The organism is Brucella pituitosa, assembly GCF_965577835.1.
Lineage (GTDB): Bacteria > Pseudomonadota > Alphaproteobacteria > Rhizobiales > Rhizobiaceae > Brucella > Brucella pituitosa.
Genome location: NZ_OZ264092.1, coordinates 141,452 through 165,861, shown reverse-complemented (window position 1 = coordinate 165,861; position 24,410 = coordinate 141,452). Strand labels below are relative to the sequence as shown.

Sequence of the window (24,410 nt, the reverse complement as noted above, 5' to 3'; positions counted from 1 at the left end):
CAATCAGGCGTTAACGGCCTGCTTTTCCGAACCCAAATCACGTTCCTTCTTGAGAAGCTCTGCCAGAAGGAAGGCCAGCTCAAGCGCCTGATCTGCATTCAGGCGTGGGTCGCAATGCGTGTGGTAACGGTCGTGCAGGTCTTCCGCCGAAATTGCGCGAGCGCCACCTGTGCATTCGGTGACGTTCTTGCCAGTCATTTCGACATGGATACCGCCCGGATGTGAGCCTTCGGCGCGATGGATTGCGAAGAAGGATTCTACTTCCTTGAGGATACGGTCGAACGGACGCGTCTTGTAACCGCCAGCGGTGATCGTGTTGCCGTGCATCGGGTCACAAGACCAGACAACCTTGCGGCCTTCACGTTCAACAGCGCGAATGAGCTGAGGCAGATGATCGCCAACCTTGTCGTAGCCGAAACGGGCAATAAGCGTCAGGCGCCCTGCTTCGTTTTCAGGGTTGAGAAGGTCGATCAGACGGATGAGATCATCCGGCTGCAAAGATGGACCACATTTCAGACCGAGCGGATTCTTGATGCCACGGCAATATTCGATATGTGCATGATCGGCCTGACGTGTGCGATCGCCAATCCAGATCATGTGACCTGAAGTGCCGTACCAGTCGCCCGACGTCGAATCGACGCGTGTGAGCGCTTCTTCATAGCCAAGCAGCAATGCTTCATGGCTGGTGTAGAAATCAGTTTCACGGAGCGAATGATTGCTATCGGACGTGATGCCGATAGCACGCATGAAGTTCATCGTCTCGGAGATGCGCTGAGCGAGAGCTGCATAACGCTCTGCCTGCGGGCTCTTGCCAACAAAGCCGAGCATCCACTGATGCACATTCTCCAGGTTAGCGTAGCCACCCTGCGCGAATGCACGCAGCAGGTTCAGCGTCGCAGCAGACTGGCGGTAAGCCATGTCCTGACGCTGCGGATCAGGGATACGCGAAGCTTCATCGAAATCGATGCCGTTGATGATGTCGCCACGGTATGATGGCAGCTCTACACCATTCAGCGTTTCCATGTCGGAAGAACGCGGCTTGGCGAACTGACCAGCAATACGGCCAACCTTAACAACAGGCTTGGAGGCACCAAACGTCAGAACAACGGCCATCTGCAAAAAGACGCGGAAAAAGTCGCGGATATTATCCGCGCCATGTTCTGCGAAACTCTCCGCACAATCGCCGCCCTGAAGCAGAAATGCCTTGCCTTCGGCAACATCCGCGAGCTGGTTCTTCAGCTTGCGGGCTTCACCTGCAAATACGAGCGGTGGATAGGTACGAAGGCGAGCTTCAACATCGGTCAGAGCCTGTGCGTCTGGATAAAACGGCACTTGCTTGATCGGTTTGTCTCTCCAGGAATTCGGGGTCCAGTTCTTCGTCATTTCACACCTGTTTAATTATCCGCGCGATTTCTCTCGGATTGCTTCCTCCTTAACACGAAAGCCGGAATCCACTTCATCAGACAAATCAATGCCTGAACACGGATACCGGCATACGTGACCGCGTTGATATAATGCAGACGCTCGCTTTATACCAGTGAGAATCGTTAACAGGATAAAAGCCCCGAAAGATTAGCTTTCGATCTTTTCTCCGTTCACGACGCGGTAGGTCGGCTTGTACATTGTCAACAGCTCTTCTGCCGCTGTTGGATGGACCGCCATGGTGCGATCAAAGTCATCCTTGGTTGCACCCGCCTTCAGCGAAATGCCGAGCAACTGTGCCATTTCACCTGCATCCGGACCCATTATATGCGCGCCAATAACCCTGCGGCTCTTGGCGTCTACAATGAGTTTCATCAGCATTTTCTCGTTTCGGCCCGAAAGCGTGTTCTTCATTGGGCGGAACAAGGCGCGATAGACTTCCAACTCAGTATATTTCTTCGCTGCTTCATCTTCCGGTAAACCGACTGTGCCGATTTCAGGCTGCGAGAAGACCGCTGTCGCAATCAGTTCGTGATCGGGTTTTGTCGGATTGTTCTTGAAGGCGGTTTCAAGGAAACACATAGCCTCATGGATGGCTACGGGCGTCAGTTGAACCCGGTTGATGACATCACCAACAGCCCAGATGTTGGAGACGCTGGTGCGTGAATAATCATCTACTTCAATTGCGCCGAGCACATCGGTTTTGACCCCGGCCTTCTCCAACCCAAGGCCTTGCGTATTCGGCTTGCGACCAATGGCCAGCATAGCCTGGCCGGCATGCAGCGTTTCGCCATTGGTCAGCGAAACTTTCAGCTCGCCATCAGCCTGCTTTTCGACTTTCTCGAAAACCGCACCGCAAATAATTCTGATACCCTTTGCTTCCATCGTTTCATGAAGCAGGCGTCGAATATCTGGATCAAAGCGGGAGAGGATTTCTTTACCTCGATATACAATCGTGGTTTCAACTCCGAGGCCATGGAAAATATTGGCAAATTCGACAGCGATATAGCCACCACCTGCAATCACGATTGCTTTCGGCAGTTCTTCGAGATGAAAGGCTTCGTTGGAGCTGATGCAATATTCGTTGCCTGGCAAGGCTTCATGTGCGCTTGGATGTCCGCCTGTCGCGATCAAAATCTGATCAGCAGTTACGCGGCGTCCGTCCGCCTTGAGTTCAATTGTGTGCTCATCGATCAGTTCAGCGCGGCTTGCGAATATCTCAACTTTCGAATTTTCGAGACCTTTGCGATACAGGCCTTCAAGGCGGGTGATCTCTTTGTCCTTGGCTTCGATCAGCTTCTTCCAGTCAAAGCTGCTTTTGCCAACTTCCCAGCCATAACCGGCAGCATCTTCAAAATGCTCGGGAAACTGTGAAGCATAGACAAAAAGCTTCTTGGGAACGCAGCCGCGAATGACGCAGGTGCCGCCCATACGATATTCTTCGGCCAATCCGACCTTTTTGCCCATGGCGCCAGCAAGACGCCCAGCTCGCACGCCACCGGAGCCACCGCCGATAACAAAAAGGTCATAATCGTAGCCGACCATGGTGTTCTCCGTTCAAAATCTGGAGCGCGTTTCAATCAGATTGCATCAGATTGGCGCTCTAATCCTTTGTTTAAACGCGCATCCTTCCCGAAAACCGCTTAACATTTTTCCGGATGCGCTCTCATGTTGAAACCTATGTAAGCAAAAGAAAAAGCCCGGCCAAGTAGCCGGGCTTTTAAAATCTGCGTTACAATAGCAAATTACTGCTGAGCTGGCTGTTCAGGAGCTGGGGCAGCGGTTGCGCCAGCCTGGGCTGCGAGAACTTCTGCAACAGATGTTGCGAGATCGCGTGCAATGCCATTCTGCCAGATATTAGCGGCCTTAACGACTTCACGCGTCACGATTGGGCCTTCTGCAAGAAGCTTCTTGCCAGCGTCCGACGTGTAAAAAGCAGCGATTGCCTTGAGTTCGTCTTCGCTGAAAGCATTTGCGTAAGCGCGGGCAGATTCGGTTTCGAGGTCTGCACGGCGGGCTGCAAGAGCCAGAGCCTTGTCATCAACCGTCTTGGTGATGAGTGCTTCAAGGTTTGGATCTTTCTGGATGAGCTCACCCTTGAGGGCGCGCGCAGCACTCGGCAAGATCTCGTCGAACTGCTCAGTGGCATTGATCGAGGAGATTGCTGCACGTGCAGCTTCCAGATGAGATGCTGAAATCTCCTGAGCAGAGGCCGCATGAACGCCTGACATCAGGACGAGTGCGGAAAACGGTGCAATCAGACGGCGGAAGCCAGTTGCCGGGATCATATGGTCAGTACTCCGTTCAAACAATTCTTGTCGGCGTTTCAAAGCCGGTTCATGGTTCGGATGCCGTCAGCGCCTGCGATAACCGCGGCATTTGCCAGTCCGATGAAAAGTCCATGCTCAACAACACCCGGTATGGCGAAGAGAGCGTCAGATAGAATCTTTGGATCGGGAATGCGGCCAAAAGATGCATCCACGATATAATGTCCACCATCCGTTACAAACGGCGAGCCATCTTTTAACCGCAGGACCAGTGGACCTGCAAGGCCGCATTGCGATGCAGCCATTTCAATAGCGCGTAAAGTTGCGCCAAGGCCAAAGCGATTGACTTCAATTGGCAAAGGAAAACGGCCAAGTGTTTCAACCACTTTCGATCCGTCCGCGATAACAATCACTGAGTCGGAAGCAGCTGCAACGATCTTTTCGCGCAACAAGGCACCACCGCCCCCCTTGATGAGGGTCAGGTTCACATCCAACTCGTCCGCACCGTCAACGGTGAGATCGAGATGTGGAGTTTCTTCGAGGGTTGTCAGAGGAACGCCGAGTTCAGCGCAAAGAGCAGCGGTACGTTCGGAAGTCGGCACGCCGATGATGTTGAAACCGCCACTTACTTTTTCAGCGAGCAACCGTACGAATTCTTCGGCGGTAGAACCGGTCCCAATTCCCAGACGCATTCCGTCCTTGACGTGCGTCAATGCCTCTGCTGCAGCGGCGATCTTCAGCTTGCGTGCTTCATCCATGCCTGAATTCCTGATTTCCTAGTGGATTGAATTTGACGTTTGAATCCCGACCGAGTGAGATGCTGTTTCAAACGTCAAATTCGAAAAATCCACTAGTTTAATACGGTTCCTAGTGGTCCTTTTGATTCCGATATTTGCTCGACGCTTGTTACAAAGGGATACAAATATCGGAATCAGACCACTAGCGGATTCTCATCCGGCTCCGAGAACGCCTCTAGCATGTGCGTGCAGCGCAACAAAGCTCTCAATACAAAATATCGCGATTTTTGCGATAGGCCCTCGTTTCGGCACGAAGTTTAGCCTATTTGAAATAGCGATTAGAAATGCGCTCGCAAGTCTCATTCCTGAAGGAAGTCATATGTCCGCTGCAAATTCCAAGCCTATCATCGTTTTCGACCTCGACGGTACACTGGTCGAAACGGCACCGGACCTTCTGGATAGCTTAAATCATTGTCTCGCAATTTCAGGTCTGCAAACTGCTGACAAGGATTCCCTGCGCCGTTTTGTCGGACAAGGTGGTCGCGTCATGATCGAACGTGCCTTTGCTGCACAACAGAAGCAGATTGACGATGTGAAACTCGATCATCTAGTTGAAGAATTTCGCGAGCATTATGCAGCCCACATGCCGGGGCATTCGACGTTCTATCCCGGCGTTCTGGAAGCAATGGACCGCTTCTCCGCGAACGGATATACGCTCGCCGTATGCACAAACAAGTTTGAAGCCCTTTCCGTCAAGCTGCTCACTTCAATGGGCGAAGCGCATCGCTTTGCCGCTATCTGCGGCGCGGACACATTTGCTTTCCGTAAGCCCGATCCGCGTCATCTGACGGAAACAATTGCCAAAGCCGGTGGAAATCGTGACCGCGCAGTGATGGTTGGAGACAGCCGCACCGATATCGACACGGCCAAGGCCGCAGGTATTCCTGTCGTTGCGGTCGATTTCGGTTATACTGATTTGCCAGTGCAGCACTATGAGCCAAGCCGTGTCATCTCTCACTATGATGAATTTACGCTGGAAATGGCGGAACAGCTTTTGGAAGCAGTCGCAGACAAAGTCTGAGATAAGGCGATATGATTATGAAGCGATTTCTTATGTTTACTGCCGTTTTCTCAATGGCATTGTCAGCAAGCGCTTTTGCAAATGATCCGTCACCTACTGGTCTTCCCGGCGTAGAACCACAGAAGCCGATCGTTTCGGCTCCTCCACCTGCGCCGGAGCCTAACTCTCAGCCTGCTGGAACATGGAAAAACTTCCGTGTGGGCAATACCGACGTTTCGATCTCCGGCAGCATCACGGTCGATGTCGGCACTGGAGGCAGCCGCAGTTCAGGGCGTTAACCCAGACCACACCGCAGGCAACTGGTTTGGCAAGTCTTCCGCGATAAGTCCATGGCCAAAACGTCGAGCGGCATCAGCATGAACCCACACGGCAGCGCTTGCCGCTTCAAAGGCGGACATTCCCTGTGAAAGCAATCCGCAAACAATACCCGATAGTACGTCGCCCGATCCGGCAGTTGCCAGAAAAGGCGTTCCATTTGCGTTGATAACGGCTTGCCCATCAGGTGCTGCAATCACCGTATCTGGACCTTTGTAGATCACCACTGCATTCGCGCGTTTCGCTGCTTTACGTGCCTTATCGGTCTTGGACAGATTGTTCTCAGCCGAAATGTCAGGGAAAAGACGGCGAAATTCGCCTTCATGTGGTGTGAGAACGAGAGCATTGTGCGAGTTACGCTTCGCGTTAAAGAGTTGCTCAGGCTTGCTTTCAAATGCCGTGATGCCATCGGCATCCAGCACCAGTCCTTTTAGGCTTTCTGCGCGCCCATCAGCGGCTGTCAACAGCATCAAGGCATGATCGCGCGCAAATGATGGGCTGCCATAGCCCGGCCCCAGCACACAAGCAGCGACTTTTCGGTCGATCAAAAATGCTTCTATATCTTTGATGCTGCGTGTTTCTCGCACCATAATGCTCGTCAAATGCGCCGCATTGATTGACAGCGCATCCGGTGGAGAAAGCAGCGTTACCGCCCCTGCACCACTTCGCGCCGCTGCCATTGCTGACAGGCGGGCAGCGCCAGTCGAATGTGCAGGTCCAGAGAATACAGCGGCATGGCCACGGCTATATTTATGTGCGTTGGTTGAAAGCGAAGGTAAGCTATCTCGCCAAAGCTCGGGCGCATTTTCAAAAGTACTGGGTTTTATCTTATTGAGCACATTGTCAGAAATACCGATGTCTGCGACATGCAGCACGCCGCAATGAGTTCGGCCAGGCTGCAACAGGTGTCCGGGTTTCTTCCGGAAAAACGTTACGGTCGCCCGTGCATGCATTCCCGTTCCAAGAATCTGTCCACTTTCACCAGAAACCCCGCTCGGCAAATCTACCGCGAGCACAGGAATATCCGACGCATTAACCGCTTCTATCACACGAGCCTCTGCCCCTCCCACGGGACGCGCCAACCCGGCACCATAGATTGCATCAATAACACCGATAAAGTCTGAAGGTATCAAAGCGCTTATGCGCCGCACTTCGCCTTTATAAAAGAGAAGCGCCCGCATGGCGTCGCTTCCCTGACGCGGTTGCGCTGTTCCGAAACAGACGACATCACGTCCAGCTTCGTGGAGGAATTGCGCGGCAACATAGCCATCACCGCCATTGTTTCCCGGCCCGCATAGAATTGCCACCGGCCCTTCGCCGACAAACATGCGCTGAGCGACATCCGCCACAGCGTGACCTGCAGCAAGCATAAGAGAAAAGCCGTCGCGTTGTCCGGCATCAATTGTCAGGCTATCAGCTCGTGCCATTTCTTCCGGTGTCAGCAGTTCGAACATGGCACACTCTTTCCCTCTGATAATGCGGATGATTAATTACGCGGCAGTCGTCCCGACACGAGATTGACTAACTTCTTTGCATTTTGTCTAATTTTTAATCACAGCTAACGAGATCGAAACCCTATTAAAAATCTTTCACACAGACCGTCTTGTCGAGATAACAATAATAATGCCACTCTAGGGCAAAGAAAGTTGCACTTCTGAGATTATTGAAATTACGCTAACCTCGACAATAGCGCTCTTTTCAACAGGAGCCATACGGTAATTGCGGGAAATTTTGCTTGAAAGAGCAACGAACTTAAAAAATCTGGTCAGCACTTACCGAGTTGGCACAGTTCGTGCTTCTATATCAGCGAAACGGGCACGATGCCCATTTCCGAACAAGAGCGGAGACCATTCTCTGATGAAAAAGATCGAAGCCATCATTAAGCCTTTCAAGCTCGATGAAGTGAAGGAAGCCCTTCAGGAAGTTGGTTTGCAGGGAATTACTGTAATTGAAGCCAAGGGCTTCGGCCGACAGAAAGGCCACACTGAGCTTTACCGCGGTGCGGAATATGTTGTCGATTTTCTTCCCAAGGTGAAAGTCGAAGTCATCGTCGCCGACGAAACCGTCGATGGCGCCATTGAAGCTATTCGCAAGGCAGCCCAGACGGGTCGTATTGGCGACGGTAAGATTTTCGTCTCCAATATCGAAGAAGTTATCCGTATTCGTACCGGTGAATCCGGCGTGGATGCTATCTGATAAAACCAGCCTACCCGACCCCAGTCTACCGACCATCGTCGTGCAAACAGGATACTAAAATGACGACTGCCAATGACATTCTGAAACAGATCAAAGACAACGACATCAAGTTTGTTGACCTCCGCTTCACTGACCCAAAGGGTAAGCTGCAGCACGTCACGATGGATATCGGCCTCGTGGACGAAGAAATGTTCGTTGACGGCGTTATGTTCGACGGCTCTTCGATTGCTGGCTGGAAGGCCATCAATGAATCCGACATGGTCCTCATGCCAGATCCGGAAACGGCTCATATTGACCCATTCTTCGCTCAGTCCACGCTGGTTATTCTCTGCGACATTCTTGATCCGATTTCGGGTGAAGCTTATGGCCGCGACCCACGCACGACTGCGAAGAAGGCTGAAGCCTACATGAAGTCGCTCGGCATCGGCGACACTGTTTACGTCGGCCCGGAAGCCGAATTCTTCGTCTTTGATGACGTGAAGTACAAGGTTGATCCGTTCAACACTGGCTTCAAGCTCGACTCGACTGAACTGCCATCGAACGACGACACCGATTACGAAACCGGCAACCTCGGCCACCGTCCGCGCGTCAAGGGTGGTTACTTCCCAGTTCCGCCAATCGACAGTGCACAGGATATGCGTTCGGAAATGCTCACCGTTCTGACGGAAATGGGCGTGACCGTTGAAAAGCATCACCACGAAGTGGCTTCGGCTCAGCACGAACTTGGCGTCAAGTTCGACACGCTCGTTCGCAACGCCGACAAGATGCAGATCTACAAGTATGTTGTGCATCAGGTTGCCAATGCCTACGGCAAGACCGCAACCTTCATGCCGAAGCCAGTTTTTGGCGACAATGGCTCGGGTATGCACGTTCACTTCTCGATCTGGAAAGAAGGCAAGCCAACGTTTGCTGGTAACGAATATGCCGGCCTGTCGGAAAACTGCCTGTTCTTCATCGGCGGCGTCATCAAGCACGCCAAGGCTGTGAACGCATTCACCAACCCGTCGACCAACTCCTATAAGCGTCTGGTCCCAGGTTATGAAGCTCCGGTTCTGCTGGCCTATTCGGCTCGTAACCGTTCCGCTTCCTGCCGTATTCCATTCGGCTCGTCGCCGAAGTCGAAGCGTCTTGAAGTCCGCTTCCCGGATCCAGCAGCGAACCCATATCTCTGCTTCGCAGCCCTGCTGATGGCTGGTCTTGACGGTATCAAGAACAAGATCCACCCAGGTCAGGCTATGGACAAGGATCTGTACGATCTGCCTGCCAAGGAACTCAAGAAGATCCCAACTGTTTGCGGTTCGCTTCGTGAAGCTCTGCAGTCGCTCGACAAGGATCGCGAGTTCCTCAAGGCTGGTGGCGTATTCGAAGACGATCAGATCGATAGCTTCATCGAACTCAAGATGGCTGAAGTGATGCGTTATGAAACAACGCCTCACCCAATCGAGTTCGACATGTACTACTCGGTTTAACCAATATTGCGGGTCGACAATCAATAGATTGGAGACCCGCCCTGGTTATCTCAGTTACCGAGGGGAACGACGTGCTGAAGCACGCGAAAGAAAACCCGGCGAAAGCCGGGTTTTCTATTATTATCAATATATTATGTTTATTAATTGAATAAAGACCAGAGCACATCCCGAAAAGTGGGAACCGGTTTTCGGAACAAGATGTGCGCAAAACAAATATTTAGAGCGCTTGCAGAACCTGCGCAGCAACCATCATTTCGCCTTTACGCGTCTTGCGGCGGGCTTGCGCTTCGGCGTCTTCACCCCAATGCTCAATGGTCCAGTCTTCATCGAGATGCGCGCGCGACCAACCGTCTTCGACGGATATCTCGCCCTTGGCAATTGCCAGCGCGATAAGTGCCGAACCTGTCAGCGTCGTCATGGTGTGGAGTGATGCCAGCGCTATCGGATTTTTGAATTCTGTAAGATGAATGCCAAAGGCAGCAATCGCTTCACGGGATTGTTCGACATGCATCACACCTTCAGCCAGTGCGAAGCGCGCGCCAAGACCTTCGGCCCAATCAATCAGCGGGTCCCATTGTTCAGTCTGCCGGGCAACCAGTTCCTTGGGACTTGCCGCACGATAGCAGATCATGTCTGTACCAGCGAAACGCAGGATGTCTTCGAAAACCGCCTGTGGGTCTTGCGCGATGCCATCGATGGCTGTGTTTACCAGACGTGTGGCCGGCATCTTGGAAGGATCAATGACCTTTTCCTGCGCACGGAACTCTTCTGCAATAATTTCGGCAGCTGATGCAGTTGGCAAAAGCAGAACAGCACGTGCCGGCGTTTTGACCGGGCGACCATCCAGATGCACGGTGAAACCGCCTTCGACTTCCGCCACTTCTGCTTTTTCGTAAAAGCGTTTCGGCAATGGCGTCCGCATGAGTTCCTGCGAGCGCGCCACCGGGTCTTTTTGCGAAATTGGCATTTCAGATTGAGGATCGCTCAGAGTATCGCGCATAATATTGTCCAGTTGTTTAGAGCATTTCCTGTTTTTCTTGAAACATTGGAAATGCTCTATCTCTTTGTTTTTTCGCATTATCCGACGCAAAACCGCTTCGCACTTTTGCTGGAAATGCTCTAGTGTCAGGAAGCCAAAGCATCCATTTCATGCAAGATCGCATGGAGTTCTTCAGGCCGATTCAGGACATGATGAGCGCCTGCTTCTACAAGTAAGCTCGGGCCATGATAACCCCAGGAAACCCCTGCGGCACGCGCACCTGCTGAACGAGCCATTTGCATGTCGTAAATCGCATCGCCGATCACGATTGTTCGATCCGGTTCTATCCCCATTTCGACACAGGATTCAAGCACCATGGCCGGATGCGGTTTGGACGGACAATCATCAGCAGTACGAACGACCATGAAATGGTGTCCGATACCGTGTCGTTCAAAGATAGACCGAACGCCGCGCTGCGACTTGCCGGTGACAATCCCCAGCAGAAGATCGTCACGACTGCCAAGCTCGGTCAGAAGCGGCAGAATACCATCATAAAGCGGCTCAGAGAAATCCGGCGTCTGACGCAGGCGCACGAAGTTTTCCTTATAGCGCTGTGTAAGCCAGTTAACCTGCTCATCAACTTCACGACCCAGTAATTGCGCAATGGCCAAAGGAAGCGAAAGACCAATGATCGAATGCGTCTGAGCAAGTTCCGGTGGCTCCAGCCCTGCGTCGGCAAAGCTTGCAGCCATACAATGGTGAATCGTGTCACCGCTATCGACAAGCGTGCCGTCACAATCAAAGAGAACGAGTTTCATCGGGCGGCCCCCGTTTTTGCTGGTCGGTTGATGATAATGAGGCCCAGCCCGATGAGAGCAAGCGCCACAAAGATTTTCCAACCCAGATGTTCGTTGAGCAGAACGCCGCTCAACAGCACGCCGAAAGCGGGGGTGAGGAATGCGAAATTAGACAGTTTGGATGCTGGATAGCGCCGCACCATCCAGAACCACAACGGATAAGTCACAGCTACCACGAACATTGACTGAAACAGAAATGACAGAACCGAGAGCATATCGGGATCACGGATCAATGGTCCGCTCAATGGTATGAATGGCAATGGCACGAGTGCTGCCACGGCAAGCTGATAAAGCAACGTCTTCTCAGGCGCCGCACTTGCAAGCTTCGACCGCTTAATGACGAGCGTGGTCATTCCCCAAAGCATACCGGAAATCAGCGCGAGCAGATCGCCGTAGACCGCATTGGGACCGGGACGGCTGATATGGTCTGAAAAGACCACGAAAACTCCCAGAAACGCCACGCACATGCCAATGAAGGCGCGCACGGACATACGCTCCCCCAAAAGAAAATGACTGCCGATCGCTACCCAGAACGGCATAACGTTCATCATCAGTGTGACGCGACCGACGCTAGTCAGCTCCATCGCGAGAAAGATCAGGACGAATTCGACACCAAAAAGAAGACCAGCCAGAATGCCAGGCTTTAACGTGCCGTCGCGCCCGAAAAGCGGAATACGTTTCCAGTAGCACCAGAGAAAAACGCAGAAGCCACCCAATGCCGCACGGCCTGCTGCCATGAGCATGGGGTTAAAACCGCGATTGCCGATCTTGATGGCAACCTGATTAAGTCCCCACGTGAACATGATGAACATGACGAGGGCGATTGCCAGCCCGTCGAATGACACCCGGCCCGGAACTATTCCTCCTGCCGATCCTCCCCCAGCACCCGACATTCTTATTCTTCCGCGTTTGCCTCATCGAAGCCTAGCAAATTCCACGACTGCACCATGTGCGGTGGCAAAGGGGCCGTGACGTCAATGATACCGCCTGAGGGATTAGGAATACGAATGCGGCGCGCATGCAGATGCAGCTTTTTCTGAATACCGCCCGGAAATTCCCAGTTTTGATCTGCCTCAAAATATTTCGGATCGCCGATGATCGGATGGCCAATATGCGCCGCATGCACACGAAGCTGGTGGGTGCGGCCTGTATAGGGCTCCATCTCCAGCCAGGTCAGATTGTTACCAATCTTTTCGATGATCCGATAATAGGAAACTGCGTGATCGGAATCCGGTTCGCCATGCTGGCAAACGCGCATCTTGTCGCCATCCGGCGTCTGCTCTTTGACCAGCCATGTCGAAATCTTGTCTTCACGCTTGCGCGGAACGCCCTTCACCAAAGCCCAGTAAGTCTTTTTGGTTTCTCGTTCGCGGAATGCAGCGGTCAGCGCCTGTGCGGCGCCGCGCGTGCGTGCCACAACCAGAACGCCCGATGTATCACGGTCGATACGATGCACAAGGCGAGGCTTTTCACCTCTTTTATTGCGCCATGCTTCGAGCATGCCGTCAACATGGCGAACTAGTCCTGAACCACCCTGCACTGCCAGACCTGCCGGCTTATTGAAAACAAAGACCTTGGGATCTTCGTAGATCAGCATCTGTTTGAGAACATCGCCATCATCCTGACTGCGGATGGTGCGAGCCGTTACCGGGCCAGCTGCCTTCTCATCAACACCAAGCGGCGGAATGCGTACCGACTGACCTGCCTGCAAACGCGTGTCTGATTTGGCGCGACCGCCGTCGACGCGGACCTGACCGGAACGCAGCAATTTCTGCAGGTGTCCGAACCCCAGTCCGGGGAAATGGACCTTGAACCAGCGATCAAGACGCATACCCGTCTCGTCTGCAGCCACACTCTTCTGTTCAACGCCTGCCATGGAAAACCCGATCAATACTTTTTGGGCACGAGCCTGCGTGCCTGTCTTTTTTGTGCGTCTTATATCCGAGAGCCCGTTTCGTCTTTCGAGATGCGCTTTAAATCAGTCAATAGACGCGCCAAGGGCGGATTGCTAGGCTAAATTGGGGAAAACAACAATCTGCCGCTGTTTTGCTAAAGCGTGAACCATCCACAAAGAATAGGAATGCGGCTATGAATCTTCACGCTCGGTTACATGCATTTTTAATTTATGGTCAATCTTAACACGCATTCGCCACTTCTTGCCTTCATTTCATATTGATAGAACAACAGGACTGCACCATTTAGTTCTGTGAAATAGAACGAGCGGGAGTGCGAAGGTGTCATTGCTCAAAATCTACTGGCGTGCCATGGAATATCTTGCGGCTGAAAAGGCTGCAACGATAACTATGTGTATTGCAAGCGTATTGGTTGCCCTTGTCATGCTGGCCGAACCGATCCTTTTCGGTCGGGTTATCCAGGCTATCTCGGACAAGGGAGATATCGTTACGCAGCTCGCCATGTGGGCTGCACTTGGTGCGTTTAATATCATTGCCGCAGTCTTCGTTGCGCGTGGGGCTGACCGCCTCGCCCATCGTCGCCGTCTCGGTGTAATGATCGACTCTTATGAGCGCATCATTACCATGCCGCTTTCCTGGCATCAGAAGCGCGGTACTTCGAACGCGCTGCACACACTGATCCGTGCCACCGACTCCCTTTTCACGCTCTGGCTTGAATTCATGCGACAACACCTGACCACAGTCGTGGCACTGGTTGCGCTTATTCCGGTCGCTATGAGCATGGATATGCGTATGTCCACGGTGCTAATCGTGCTCGGCATCATCTATGTGATGATTGGCCAGCTCGTCATGCGCAAGACCAAAGACGGTCAGACCGCTGTTGAAAAGCATCACCACAAGCTGTTCGAGCATGTGAGCGATACGATCAGCAACGTGTCTGTTGTGCAGAGCTATAATCGCATTGCTTCTGAAACGCAGGCGCTGCGTGATTATGCCAAGAACCTTGAAAACGTTCAGTTCCCTGTTCTTAACTGGTGGGCGCTTGCCAGCGGCCTTAACCGCATGGCTTCGACCTTCTCGATGGTTATCGTGCTGCTGCTCGGTGCGTACTTCGTGACCAAGGGCCAGATGCGCGTCGGTGACGTGATTGCCTTTATCGGCTTCGCACAGCTTATGATCGGTCGTCTTGACCAGATCAGCGCGTTCATCAACCAGACTGTAACGGCACGCGCCAAGCTTGAAGAATTCTTCGAGATGGAAGATGCGACTGCTGACCGTCAGGAACCACAGGGCGCAACCGATCTTGAAAACGTCAAGGGCGACATTGTTTTTGACAACGTAACCTTTGAGTTCCCGAATTCGGGTCAGGGCGTCTATGACGTGTCATTCGAAGTGAAGCCTGGCCAGACTGTGGCTATTGTCGGCCCAACAGGCGCTGGCAAGACAACGCTGATCAACATTCTTCAACGCGTGTTCGATCCTGCTGCCGGTCGTATTCTGATCGATGGCACCGATACACGGACTATCAGCCGTCGATCGTTGCGCCACGCGATCGCAACCGTCTTCCAGGATGCGGGTTTGTTTAACCGTTCGGTCGAAGAGAATATCCGCGTCGGCAATGAAAACGCGACCAACGAAATGGTCCATGCCGCCGCAAAAGCCGCCGCTGCACACGACTTCATTCTCGCCAAGGGCAATGGTTACGACACGGTCGTCGGTGAGCGTGGTTCGCAGCTTTCGGGTGGTGAACGTCAGCGTCTGGCAATTGCACGCGCTATCCTCAAGGATTCACCGATCCTCGTGCTCGATGAGGCGACCAGTGCGCTCGACGTAGAGACCGAAGAAAAGGTCAAGCAGGCTGTCGATGATCTGAGCCAGAACCGAACGACCTTCATCATTGCGCACCGTCTGTCGACTGTACGCTCTGCCGATATTGTTCTGTTCATGGACAAGGGCCATCTAGTCGAGCGTGGCAGCTTCGATGAACTGGCTGCTCGCGGTGGCCGCTTCTCCGACCTGCTTCGCGCAGGTGGATTGCAGCTTGAAGACAAGTCTGAGAAGGCTAAGGACGAAAGCAGCAATGTCATGCCGTTCCCCGTCAAGGGTTCAGCTGCCTGATCAACAACTACAGCTCAAAAAGAAAAGCCCGCTGCGAATACCGCAGCGGGCTTTTTTCAGATGGAAACTTCAAAGCGCAACCCGTCATAGCCGGGCTCTACGTGATCAGGTGTTTCACGCATGACTGTTTCGTAATCGAGCGGTATGTGCATGTGGGTTAGTATCGCGCGCTTCGGTCCGAAAAACTCGATCCACTCCAGCGCCTGTTCCAGTGAAAAGTGACTTGGATGCGGCCGATATTGCAGAGCATCGATAATCAGCACATCTGCCCGGCGGATATATTTCAGGCTTTCATCGGGGAAAGCGCTGACATCTGTGCAGTAAGCGACATTGCCGATAAGGAAACCAAGCGATTCAATATCACCATGAACCTGATTAAATGGCTCAAAGCGGATGGGCCCGCCAGCACCGGTGATCGAGAATGCCGTTTCAGCCATGATATCATGCATCGACAGGATCGGCGGATAGCTCGATCCCGCTGGCGTCTCGAAACAATAACCGAAAGCTTCAAACAGACGGTTCCGCGTCAGGCGGTTGGCGTATACATCCATCAGCCGACGGTTTTCCACGACATAGGTTCTCAGATCATCAATGCCGTGAATATGATCGGCATGAGGATGCGTGTAAACGGCAGCATCAAGCGAGCGCACATCGGCATCGATCATTTGAGCGCGGAAATCGGGGCCTGTGTCGATCACAACAACTGTGCTCTTTCCCTCTGCGTCGAAACGTTCGACAAGCAACGAAGCACGACCGCGCTTGTTTTTGGGGTTTTTCGGATCGCAATTGCCCCAATCGCCATTGATGCGCGGCGTTCCCGGGGATGAACCGCATCCCAAAATCGTAAAACGCAGGCAATTGCGAGGAGAACCCACGATGACTATCCCTCAACCGGCTTTGGCATTTTGGAGAAAAGTCGGAAGACATTTTCGCTGGTAATGTCAGCGATTTCATCTTTGCTCACACCAATTGTTTCTGCAAGCACAGCTGCTGTATGCTGCACGAAGGACGGCTCATTGCGCTGACCACGGTGCGGCATGGGCGCGAGATAGGGCGCATCAGTCTCAACCAGCAAACGGTCACGCGGAACAATCTGAGCTACTTCGCGAATATCAGCCGAGTTCTTGAAGGTCAGAATGCCTGAGAGCGACACATAACCACCAAGCTCTACGCCCTTTTCAGCCAGTGCTTTGCCTGATGAGAAGCAATGCAGGATGAAGGGGAATGCACCTTTCGCCGTCTCAGCTTCCAGAATATCGGCCATATCCTGATCCGCACTGCGTGCATGGATCACAAGCGGCAACTGCGTGCGACGTGCAGCCTCGATATGCACGAGAAAGCCCTGACGCTGGGCTTCCTGTGGCGCATAATCATAATGATAATCAAGCCCCGCCTCGCCTATGGCGACAACTTTCGGATGCTCTGCCAGCTTCACGAGATCGTCGGCGGTCACATCGAGTTCTTCATGCGCATTGTTCGGATGGGTGCCAACCGAACAATAGACGCTTTCGTATTTCTCGGTGAGTGCGAGGATCGTATCGAACTTGCGCACACGCGTTGAAATCGTGACCATGCGCTTGATGCCGGCATCAAGCGCGCGTTGTACAACAGCGTCGCGCTCTGGCTCGAAATCCGCAAAGTCGAGATGGCAATGACTATCGACAAGCATAATAGGCTCAGTTCTGTTCTTCTGGTTCCACATAGCGCGGGAAAACCGGCTGCGGCGCTGGCAGTTCTGCACCACCGACAAGCGGATGCGCGCTTACATCAGAGAACTGACGCTGATCTGCCGGAATTGCCAGAGTATCGAGCAGCTTTTCTGCCGACTGCGGAATGAAAGGCTGAACCATGATGCCGACGCGGCGGATCACTTCAGCCGTCACATAAAGCACCGTGCCCATGCGTTCCATGTCAGTCTTGCGCAGTGCCCAAGGCTCCTGCCCGGCAAAGTAGCGGTTTGCTTCCGCAACAACCGCAAAAATGCCGCCAAGCGCGATGTGCAATGCCTGATCGCCGACCGCCTTACGCGCGGTTTCCAATGCTGCATCAGCCTGATCTAGAATGGCCTTGTCGGCATCAGAGAATGCACCCGGAACCGGAACTTTGCCTTCGCAGTTCTTTGCAATCATCGATAGCGAACGCTGTGCGAGGTTGCCAAGATCGTTGGCAAGATCGGCATTGGTGCGGTTGACGATTGCATCGTGGCTGTAGCTGCCATCCTGACCAAACGGCACTTCACGCATCAGGAAGTAACGCAGCTGGTCAAGACCGTAGCGCTCGACCAGTTCAAACGGATCGATGACATTGCCGAGCGACTTCGACATTTTTTCACCGCGATTGAACAGGAAGCCATGTGCAAATACGCGCTTTGGCAGCGGAACGCCCGCCGACATCAGGAATGCTGGCCAGTAGACCGCGTGGAAACGCGAAATATCCTTGCCGATGATATGTGCATCTGCTGGCCAGTAAGCCCACTTGTCGTTCGTCGTGTCCGGATAGCCGAGCGCCGTGATATAGTTGGTCAGAGCATCGACCCAGACATACATGACGTGCTTTTCATCGCCGGGAACAGGAATGCCCCAGTCGAATGTCGTGCGCGAAATCGACAGATCCTTCAGGCCAGACTTTACGAAGCTCACAATCTCATTGCGACGCTCCGCAGGCATGATGAAGCCGGGATTGTTTTCATAGAGTTCAAGTAGCTTGTCCTGATAATTGGACAGACGGAAGAAATAGCTTTCTTCTTCAACCCATTCAACAGGTGTGCCCTGTGGACCGTAGCGAACATTGTCGCCACGCACTTCAGTTTCTTCCTCGCCGTAATAGGCTTCATCGCGCACCGAATACCAGCCCGCATAACCGCCCTTATAAATATCGCCATTGGCCGACATTGCCTGCCAGATTGCCTGACTGGCCTTATAATGGCGCTCTTCCGAGGTGCGGATATAATCATCGTGCGAGCTGTTCAGAAACTCGCCCATGCGCTGGAAAGCAGCTGTGTTGCGATCTGCGAGTTCACGCGGCGTGATGCCTTCCTTGCGTGCGCTCTGCAACATCTTGATGCCGTGTTCGTCCGAGCCGGTCAGGAAGTGAACATCCTTGCCATCCAGACGCTGGAAACGCGCCATGGCATCAGTCGCAATCAATTCATAAGCATGACCGATATGCGGCTTGCCATTTGGGTAAGCGATTGCGGTGGTGATATAGAATTTTTCGCGGCTCATCAGAAATCCGGCTTCTTCAAGTGTGATGTTTAAAAAACGTTAGCGGTGACATAACGCAAGTGAAGCACCATGTCACGTAAGCGGAGGCATGCCAGATCGAAAAGCGCGATGCGTTTTTTCTAAAAGGATCATAACAGCCTGTTTCCGGTCGAGATTATAGGTCTCGGCGTTCGAAATTTCGCGCGTCAGTTCACTCCAGTAGCGCGACCATTGATCGGCATCCGGCAACCGGCCCGAATCTGCATAGCGTCGAGCCTCGTCCGCGATCCGGCTCATAAGATAATCGCGGAACAGTTCATATTGGACTTCGGCCTCCCGGCCGTTCAGAACGCCTGAGAGTGTTTGAGCCTTTGGAAGATCAAAAGTCTGTCCTTGCAAGATTGCATCGACAGTATCCGATATCTCCAAACCGCCATGGGCTACGAGAAGCAACGCCTTGCGAACGCTGCCTTCTGAGCGGGCCAGAAGTGATTGAGTGATGTTACCCGCATCAAGCCCGACACTCGGTCCAATATATGCAAGCGCATCGGTCAGCGCATCATCTTCGAGCGGCTTAAACTGGATGCTCTGGCAGCGCGAACGGATGGTTGGCAGAAGCCGTCCCGACGAATGCGAAATAAGAATAAACATCGCGCGTGCCGGTGGCTCTTCCAGAGTTTTGAGAAGCGCATTGGCTGCGTTGCGGTTCATGTCGTCGGCTGGATCGACAATGACAATACGCCATGCGCCATCCGATGCGGTGCGGGTCAAGAAATGGGTGACGCGGCGAATTTCCTCGACAGGAATGCCGGTTTTGAACTTGCCTGTTTTCTGATCGAAGGGCCGGTTAATATGCAGCACGGCAGGATGCATACCACCCGCGATCTGTCGCCAGAGCGGCTTGCTGAAATCAGGCACGCCGATAGTTTCAGGGGCAAGCGCCTGATCTGCATGGCCCAGCATATGGCCTGCCAGATGAAAGGCCAATGTTGCCTTGCCGATACCCTGCTCTCCCTCAAAAAGCAGTGCATGATGCATACGGCCTTCACGATAGGCCTGTGCCAGGAAAGCTGCTATTTCGCCGTGACCTGTCAGATAATCGCAGGCGGACGGCTCGGCCACGCCTTCAATGGAATCATGGGCTTTTGGGACATCAAGTTCTTCGATCACAGAAGTCCCTTTTTCTTCAAAATCTCGTCTGCAATGCCAACAATATCTGCTGATATCACATCCTGAGATCGATCAGCATCGACCACCTTGCAGCGATCGGGCTCGTCTTTCGCGATTGCAAGAAACGCCTGACGACGCGCTTCATGCACGGCAATCGCTTCTTTCTCGAAACGATCGGCCACATCAGCGCCGCGACGCTTGACTGCGCGTGAGAGACCTTTTTCAGCAGGAATATCAAGAATGATTGTCAGGTCGGGCATTGCGCCGTCGATAGCAATACGCTCGATGGCTGCCATATAAGTAGCATCCAGATTTCCGGTCACGCCCTGATAGGCACGGCTTGAATCGATAAAACGGTCGCAAAGCACAACACGACCCTCGGATAATGCGGGTCGGATTAGCTGATCCACGTGATCGGCACGAGCCGCAGCGAAGAGCAGTGCCTCCATGGCAGGACCGTAGCTTTCAGCATTGCCGCTTAGAATCACATGTCGCACAGCTTCAGCACCTGCGGAACCACCGGGTTCGCGCGTGATCAGCGGATCAAAGCCAAGAGTGCGCAGATGCTCTGCCAGCAAGGCGATCTGGGTCGATTTACCCGCGCCTTCCCCACCCTCGAATGTAATGAACAATCCGGTCACACTGACTTCCGCAAAATTGAGTTCATGCCTGTTTAGGCTTTCAAACTGTTTAACGGCGTTTGCGAGCTAGGTCGAGAGTTTACAAATATTTCCTCAGCCAGCCCGTGGAGAGTTCAAGTGCTGCCCCCATTGCTCGCTGTGAGAGACTGCCAACAGGCACCGCTTGCGCCGTGTAAAGCGGTATTTGCTGAACCACATTGCCGTTCAGTTCAAACTGCAGCATCCCGACTTGTGTATCGGCCTCGATAGGCGCGTTTAACGGCCCCTCGTAGAAAATACGTGCTTTGAGCTTGTCGCGCCCTTCCTTGGGAAGCAGCAACTGGACACCATCTTTGACTTTCAGCGGGACGCTGGATGCTGATCCACCAAAGACCTGCGCAGCGCTGACCTTTTCATTAGCCGCATAAATACTGACAGTATCGAATGAAGTCATACCCCATTGAATGAGATTTTTCGCTTCTTCCTCACGCTCCCTGATACTGGTCAAACCGCTCATTGCAAGAAACAGTCTGCGACCATTCTGCTCAGCCGAGCCCACCAGAGCATAGCCAGACGCTTCGGTGTAGCCTGTTCCCAAACCATCAGCGCCAATGTCGAGCCGCAAAAGCGGGTTGCGATTGCGCTGCATGATATTGTTCCAGGTAAATGCCGGTTGGGCGTAATAGGTGTAACGTTCGGGATGAGCGCTATGAATATGACGTGCGAGCTTTATGAGGTCGGATAGCGTTACCGTTTGTCCTGCCGCGGGCAATCCGGTTGAGTTCACAAAGTTTGAGCCGGTGAGTCCCAGCTCTTTTGCACGCTCGTTCATCTTTTGCGCAAAGGCCGCTTCACTGCCTGAGAGCCCCTCCGCGAGAATGATTGCACCATCGTTGGCAGCCTGTACAATCATACCTTGCAACAAATCAGCTACTGTCAGAGTCGATTTTATCCGGGCAAACATCGTTGAAGTGCCTGAAGGCGCACCGCCGGTGCGCCACGCATATTCAGAAACGGGATAGCTGGTTTCGAGCGTTATCTGGCCTTTTTCAAGCGCTTCAAAGACAACTTCGGCCGTCATCAGTTTGGCAAGCGATGCGGGCGGCACCTTCATGCCCGGATTTTTTGACAGAAGAATGGTGCCACTCTTATCGTCCAGCAACAGTACTTGGGGTGCCTTGGTAGCGAATGCAGCCTGCACAGTCTCTGCATAGCCCGGCGCGGTCATTGAAAGCGCAACGGAAACTGCTGCCGCAAGCTTTACGCTGTTTGAAAAACGCCCCATGCCTCACCCGTCCGCTTAGAGCGATTCCAGTTAAGACTGAATCGTTGGAACCGCTCTATCTATTTGTTTTTAAGCATTTTCCTATGCAAAACCGCTTCACGCTTTTGGCTCAAATGCTTTAAACTTCCGACGAGCCTACGCAGCTTTTCCGGCCAAAATTAGTCAGGGCGAACGACAAAAGCGTCGGTCGCTCCAGCATTCCATGCGGCACGAAGCAAATCGTCATTGTTGCCTTTTTCAGCAAAAGCCGTCAGCTCGTAAATATCGCCCTGCTCCGTCGGTATTTTTGTGCGAGTCACACGCGCAGAGCGCGGCAGAGATTTTTCAAGCTTCGCCACATCTTCCAGCGAATTGAACACACCGATCTCAACATATTCACGCTGTTCTTCCGCATTTCTGCGCTTCCATGCGTTCGAAACCGCGCTTGCAGTCAGGATGCTGCCATAAGTGCGTTCTTCTGCAAAGGCGGACGCTGCCAAGCGGTCGGACGCATAGCCAAGCCCACCAATATGAGCCGCAGTGGCGACACCGAAGCTGCCCGCTGGTCGCTGTGAAGGAACCGGAACATTTGCAGGCAGCAAAGGTATCTCGCCATCACCATAAGCCGGATTGACCTCAAACGGCGATGACTGTGGAACCGGCATTGCCGCAATCCCGGCTGGTGTCGGCGTTGGCGCGTTCATAGCCATCATCACACCCGTGGCCGGCTGCCCAATTGGATCACCATTGCCCGGACGGTAGGATGCCATAAGATACTCGTCGTCCTGGCCATCAAGTGGCGCGCGTCCGACATATTCGACCTTCACATCAGCAGTGCCATGATGCTGATAATCCAGCAACTCAGCAGCCTTTTGCGATAGATCGATAACGCGATCACGCTCGAATGGCCCGCGATCATTCACACGAACGATAATGGAACTGCCATTGTACGTGTTGGTGACACGCGCGTAACTCGGCAGCGGCATCGTTGGATGCGCCGCCGTCAGATGCGTCATGTCATAGATTTCGCCATTGGCGGTCAGACGCCCATGGAAAGCGCTGCCATACCAGGAGGCGCGCCCCGTTGAGGCGTAATTCTTGTTTTCCTTCGGGTAATACCAGCGGCCTTTGACCTGATAAGGCTTTCCAACCTGATTACGTCCACCGCCACGCGGCAGAGGTTTGCCTTGAAGGTTGGTTACGCGCGGGCTGGCTTTGACGCCATATTTGGATTCCGCGAAATATTCTTTGGGGTGCTTTTTCTTCGATTTCGGCTGCGGAGCGCTTGCACAACCCGCCAAAACCACGGCCAGCGCCATGAATGTCAACATCGCAGTCGATCCGCGCTTTTCACGCATCATCGATAGCTCTGCACTTTTAGCACGGTTTCGCCACCCGTTTGAACTCATACGCCACACGCCCGCAATACACTAACTATGACCGTAAGGCCGATCGTATCTTTTAGAAATAAGTGATGTCACTGAATTATTGACGGATCATTAAAGTTTTTGCGAATCCCCTGAAATGAGTCGAGCCGAAGCCGTTGCAAACATAATCACTATGGGAACCAATTTTCTGCCAGATCGTTGAAATTACAACATGAAGGAGAGACAATATGTTCCGTGCACTAATTCTTTGGCTTCTCGGCGTACCATTCATCGTTGTTCTGTTTATCTGGTACTTTTTCTTCTGATGATGGAACGATTAGACGTCTCAGCCGTTTCATCTACGGCTCTTATGACCTCCGAGCCAGTCACCTAACGTCATGAATTAGGCCCGCTCTTTATCGAGCGGGCCATTTTTTATGTTTTAATCAGAATGAGGATGGCCTGTAAGCATTGACCACTTCGCGATGCAGGCGAAAGTGGGCTGGCGTCCAGGTTGATAGCTCACCGTCAGTGTTCACCGGCCTCGTTTTTTTGGTGCGAATGATAACTTCTGTTGTCGGAAATGCGCGCACATCATCCCATTTCGACTGCGTCCCTTGACGCAGGCTGGGCAGCAGGCGCAACAATTTCCACCAATGATCGACTTCGAGGCTGTAAAAGTCGAGCTTGCCATCATCTATGGCTGCATCTTTTTCGACAGCCATGCCTCCGCCGTAAAACTTGCCATTTCCGACCGAAACTTGAAGCGTCTTTATCTGTTCCGTAATCCCGTCATGTTCGAGATAGGCTGTGAACAACTCCGAACGCATCAGAATACGGCCTGCCGCAATGGCGTAGCCTAGTTTACCCCACTTCTTCTTGGCTTCTGCGCTGAGTTTCTGTGCGAGTTCCGCACTAAAACCGATACTGGCCACATTGAAATAGAGGTGGCCGTTCACTTCACCTAGATCGATGGGATGCTGTTTATATGTGAGCAGCTGTCGCGTCGCTTCTGTAGGATCGGCGGGAATGCCAATTGTACGAGCAAAGTCATTCGCGGTGCCAAGCGGCAGGATAGCCAGCGGCACCTTCGTTTCAACGAGGCCCGGTGCGGCTGCATTCAATGTACCGTCGCCGCCCCCGACAATAGCTAAATCCACTTCGCTGTTGGCACGAATAACATCAGAAATGGTTTCATCGCCCTTCGCCGTCTTCTCAATAAGAGAAATGCCGCCGCGCTCGAGTATGCCGCGCATGTCGGCATTAAACCCTTTGCCGTTGCGGGCTTTTGGATTGACGATCAGCAATGCTCGGCGCTTGGAAGATGTGGCCATAGGTACCTGTTGGACATTCCGATTTGAAATATTGAGTACCGCAAATGGCGACGGATTTACGGATATCAATGGGAACGGCAATGAAATCTTCTTACGTC

Annotated in this window: 22 protein-coding genes; 5 read left to right on the top strand and 17 right to left on the bottom strand. The window is 52.9% G+C overall.

Features of this window, described 5'->3' with window-relative positions; all coding sequences use genetic code 11:
- Positions 1-3: 3 nt before the first annotated feature.
- From ACSME1_RS00815 to rpiA, 4 genes are all read right to left on the bottom strand, one after another.
- Entirely contained in the window at positions 4-1,383 is a 1,380-nt protein-coding gene (locus tag ACSME1_RS00815) for a class II 3-deoxy-7-phosphoheptulonate synthase (RefSeq protein WP_024898723.1), read from the bottom strand.
- A gap of 189 nt (positions 1,384-1,572) precedes the next feature.
- The gene (gene gor / locus ACSME1_RS00810) at positions 1,573-2,967 is read right to left on the bottom strand and encodes a glutathione-disulfide reductase (protein WP_435654930.1); all 1,395 of its coding nucleotides are present in this window, start codon (positions 2,965-2,967) and stop codon (positions 1,573-1,575) included.
- Between the two features lie 200 nt (positions 2,968-3,167).
- Positions 3,168-3,710, bottom strand: coding sequence for a DUF2059 domain-containing protein (locus ACSME1_RS00805; RefSeq protein ID WP_024898725.1), 543 nt, complete (start codon positions 3,708-3,710; stop codon positions 3,168-3,170).
- A gap of 38 nt (positions 3,711-3,748) precedes the next feature.
- Positions 3,749-4,447 (bottom strand): ribose-5-phosphate isomerase RpiA, encoded by a 699-nt coding sequence (gene rpiA, locus ACSME1_RS00800; protein ID WP_105705953.1) that lies wholly within the window; start codon positions 4,445-4,447, stop codon positions 3,749-3,751.
- Between the two features lie 358 nt (positions 4,448-4,805).
- On the opposite strand from rpiA, the gene ACSME1_RS00795 reads away from it, so the two are divergent.
- Positions 4,806-5,507, top strand: coding sequence for an HAD family hydrolase (locus tag ACSME1_RS00795; RefSeq protein WP_105705955.1), 702 nt, complete (start codon positions 4,806-4,808; stop codon positions 5,505-5,507).
- 11 nt (positions 5,508-5,518) lie between these two features.
- Positions 5,519-5,785 (top strand): hypothetical protein, encoded by a 267-nt coding sequence (locus tag ACSME1_RS00790; protein ID WP_105705957.1) that lies wholly within the window; start codon positions 5,519-5,521, stop codon positions 5,783-5,785.
- Here the strand turns inward: ACSME1_RS00790 and ACSME1_RS00785 are convergent.
- Positions 5,774-7,276 (bottom strand): NAD(P)H-hydrate dehydratase, encoded by a 1,503-nt coding sequence (locus tag ACSME1_RS00785; protein WP_100559024.1) that lies wholly within the window; start codon positions 7,274-7,276, stop codon positions 5,774-5,776. The genes ACSME1_RS00790 and ACSME1_RS00785 overlap by 12 nt on opposite strands.
- A 403-nt stretch (positions 7,277-7,679) precedes the next feature.
- On the opposite strand from ACSME1_RS00785, the gene ACSME1_RS00780 reads away from it, so the two are divergent.
- On the top strand, positions 7,680-8,018 hold the full coding sequence (locus ACSME1_RS00780; protein ID WP_007874909.1) for a P-II family nitrogen regulator: 339 nt from the start codon (positions 7,680-7,682) through the stop codon (positions 8,016-8,018).
- Positions 8,019-8,077: 59 nt separating this feature from the next.
- Entirely contained in the window at positions 8,078-9,487 is a 1,410-nt protein-coding gene (gene glnA, locus ACSME1_RS00775) for a type I glutamate--ammonia ligase (RefSeq protein ID WP_024898730.1), read from the top strand.
- A gap of 217 nt (positions 9,488-9,704) precedes the next feature.
- On the opposite strand, the gene ACSME1_RS00770 is transcribed toward glnA, so the two are convergent.
- The 4 genes from ACSME1_RS00770 to ACSME1_RS00755 all read right to left on the bottom strand — a co-directional run bounded on the left by ACSME1_RS00770 (position 9,705) and on the right by ACSME1_RS00755 (position 13,199).
- Positions 9,705-10,487, bottom strand: a complete 783-nt coding sequence (locus ACSME1_RS00770; RefSeq protein ID WP_105705959.1) for an ATP12 family chaperone protein — start codon at positions 10,485-10,487, stop codon at positions 9,705-9,707.
- Between the two features lie 125 nt (positions 10,488-10,612).
- The gene (locus ACSME1_RS00765) at positions 10,613-11,284 is read right to left on the bottom strand and encodes an HAD-IA family hydrolase (protein WP_105705961.1); all 672 of its coding nucleotides are present in this window, start codon (positions 11,282-11,284) and stop codon (positions 10,613-10,615) included.
- Entirely contained in the window at positions 11,281-12,216 is a 936-nt protein-coding gene (locus ACSME1_RS00760) for a DMT family transporter (protein WP_105705962.1), read from the bottom strand. The genes ACSME1_RS00765 and ACSME1_RS00760 overlap by 4 nt, the downstream gene beginning before the upstream one ends.
- A 2-nt stretch (positions 12,217-12,218) precedes the next feature.
- Positions 12,219-13,199 (bottom strand): RluA family pseudouridine synthase, encoded by a 981-nt coding sequence (locus ACSME1_RS00755; RefSeq protein ID WP_024898734.1) that lies wholly within the window; start codon positions 13,197-13,199, stop codon positions 12,219-12,221.
- Between the two features lie 358 nt (positions 13,200-13,557).
- Between ACSME1_RS00755 and ACSME1_RS00750 the strand changes: the two genes are divergently transcribed.
- Entirely contained in the window at positions 13,558-15,354 is a 1,797-nt protein-coding gene (locus tag ACSME1_RS00750) for a glucan ABC transporter ATP-binding protein/ permease (protein WP_024898735.1), read from the top strand.
- 56 nt (positions 15,355-15,410) lie between these two features.
- On the opposite strand, the gene ACSME1_RS00745 is transcribed toward ACSME1_RS00750, so the two are convergent.
- The 8 genes from ACSME1_RS00745 to ACSME1_RS00710 all read right to left on the bottom strand — a co-directional run bounded on the left by ACSME1_RS00745 (position 15,411) and on the right by ACSME1_RS00710 (position 24,312).
- Positions 15,411-16,229, bottom strand: coding sequence for an MBL fold metallo-hydrolase (locus tag ACSME1_RS00745; protein WP_024898736.1), 819 nt, complete (start codon positions 16,227-16,229; stop codon positions 15,411-15,413).
- 5 nt (positions 16,230-16,234) lie between these two features.
- On the bottom strand, positions 16,235-17,023 hold the full coding sequence (locus ACSME1_RS00740) for a TatD family hydrolase (protein ID WP_024898737.1): 789 nt from the start codon (positions 17,021-17,023) through the stop codon (positions 16,235-16,237).
- A gap of 7 nt (positions 17,024-17,030) precedes the next feature.
- Entirely contained in the window at positions 17,031-18,578 is a 1,548-nt protein-coding gene (gene metG / locus ACSME1_RS00735) for a methionine--tRNA ligase (RefSeq protein WP_024898738.1), read from the bottom strand.
- Positions 18,579-18,650: 72 nt separating this feature from the next.
- Positions 18,651-19,727, bottom strand: coding sequence for a DNA polymerase III subunit delta' (locus ACSME1_RS00730; protein WP_105705963.1), 1,077 nt, complete (start codon positions 19,725-19,727; stop codon positions 18,651-18,653).
- Entirely contained in the window at positions 19,724-20,368 is a 645-nt protein-coding gene (gene tmk / locus ACSME1_RS00725) for a dTMP kinase (RefSeq protein ID WP_024898740.1), read from the bottom strand. Before tmk ends, ACSME1_RS00730 begins: the two co-directional genes overlap by 4 nt.
- Before the next feature lie 79 nt (positions 20,369-20,447).
- Positions 20,448-21,575, bottom strand: coding sequence for a D-alanyl-D-alanine carboxypeptidase family protein (locus tag ACSME1_RS00720; protein ID WP_432206024.1), 1,128 nt, complete (start codon positions 21,573-21,575; stop codon positions 20,448-20,450).
- A gap of 215 nt (positions 21,576-21,790) precedes the next feature.
- Positions 21,791-22,972 (bottom strand): septal ring lytic transglycosylase RlpA family protein, encoded by a 1,182-nt coding sequence (locus tag ACSME1_RS00715; protein ID WP_024898742.1) that lies wholly within the window; start codon positions 22,970-22,972, stop codon positions 21,791-21,793.
- Positions 22,973-23,424: 452 nt separating this feature from the next.
- Entirely contained in the window at positions 23,425-24,312 is an 888-nt protein-coding gene (locus ACSME1_RS00710; RefSeq protein ID WP_435654929.1) for a lipid kinase, read from the bottom strand.
- Positions 24,313-24,410 lie beyond the last annotated feature (98 nt).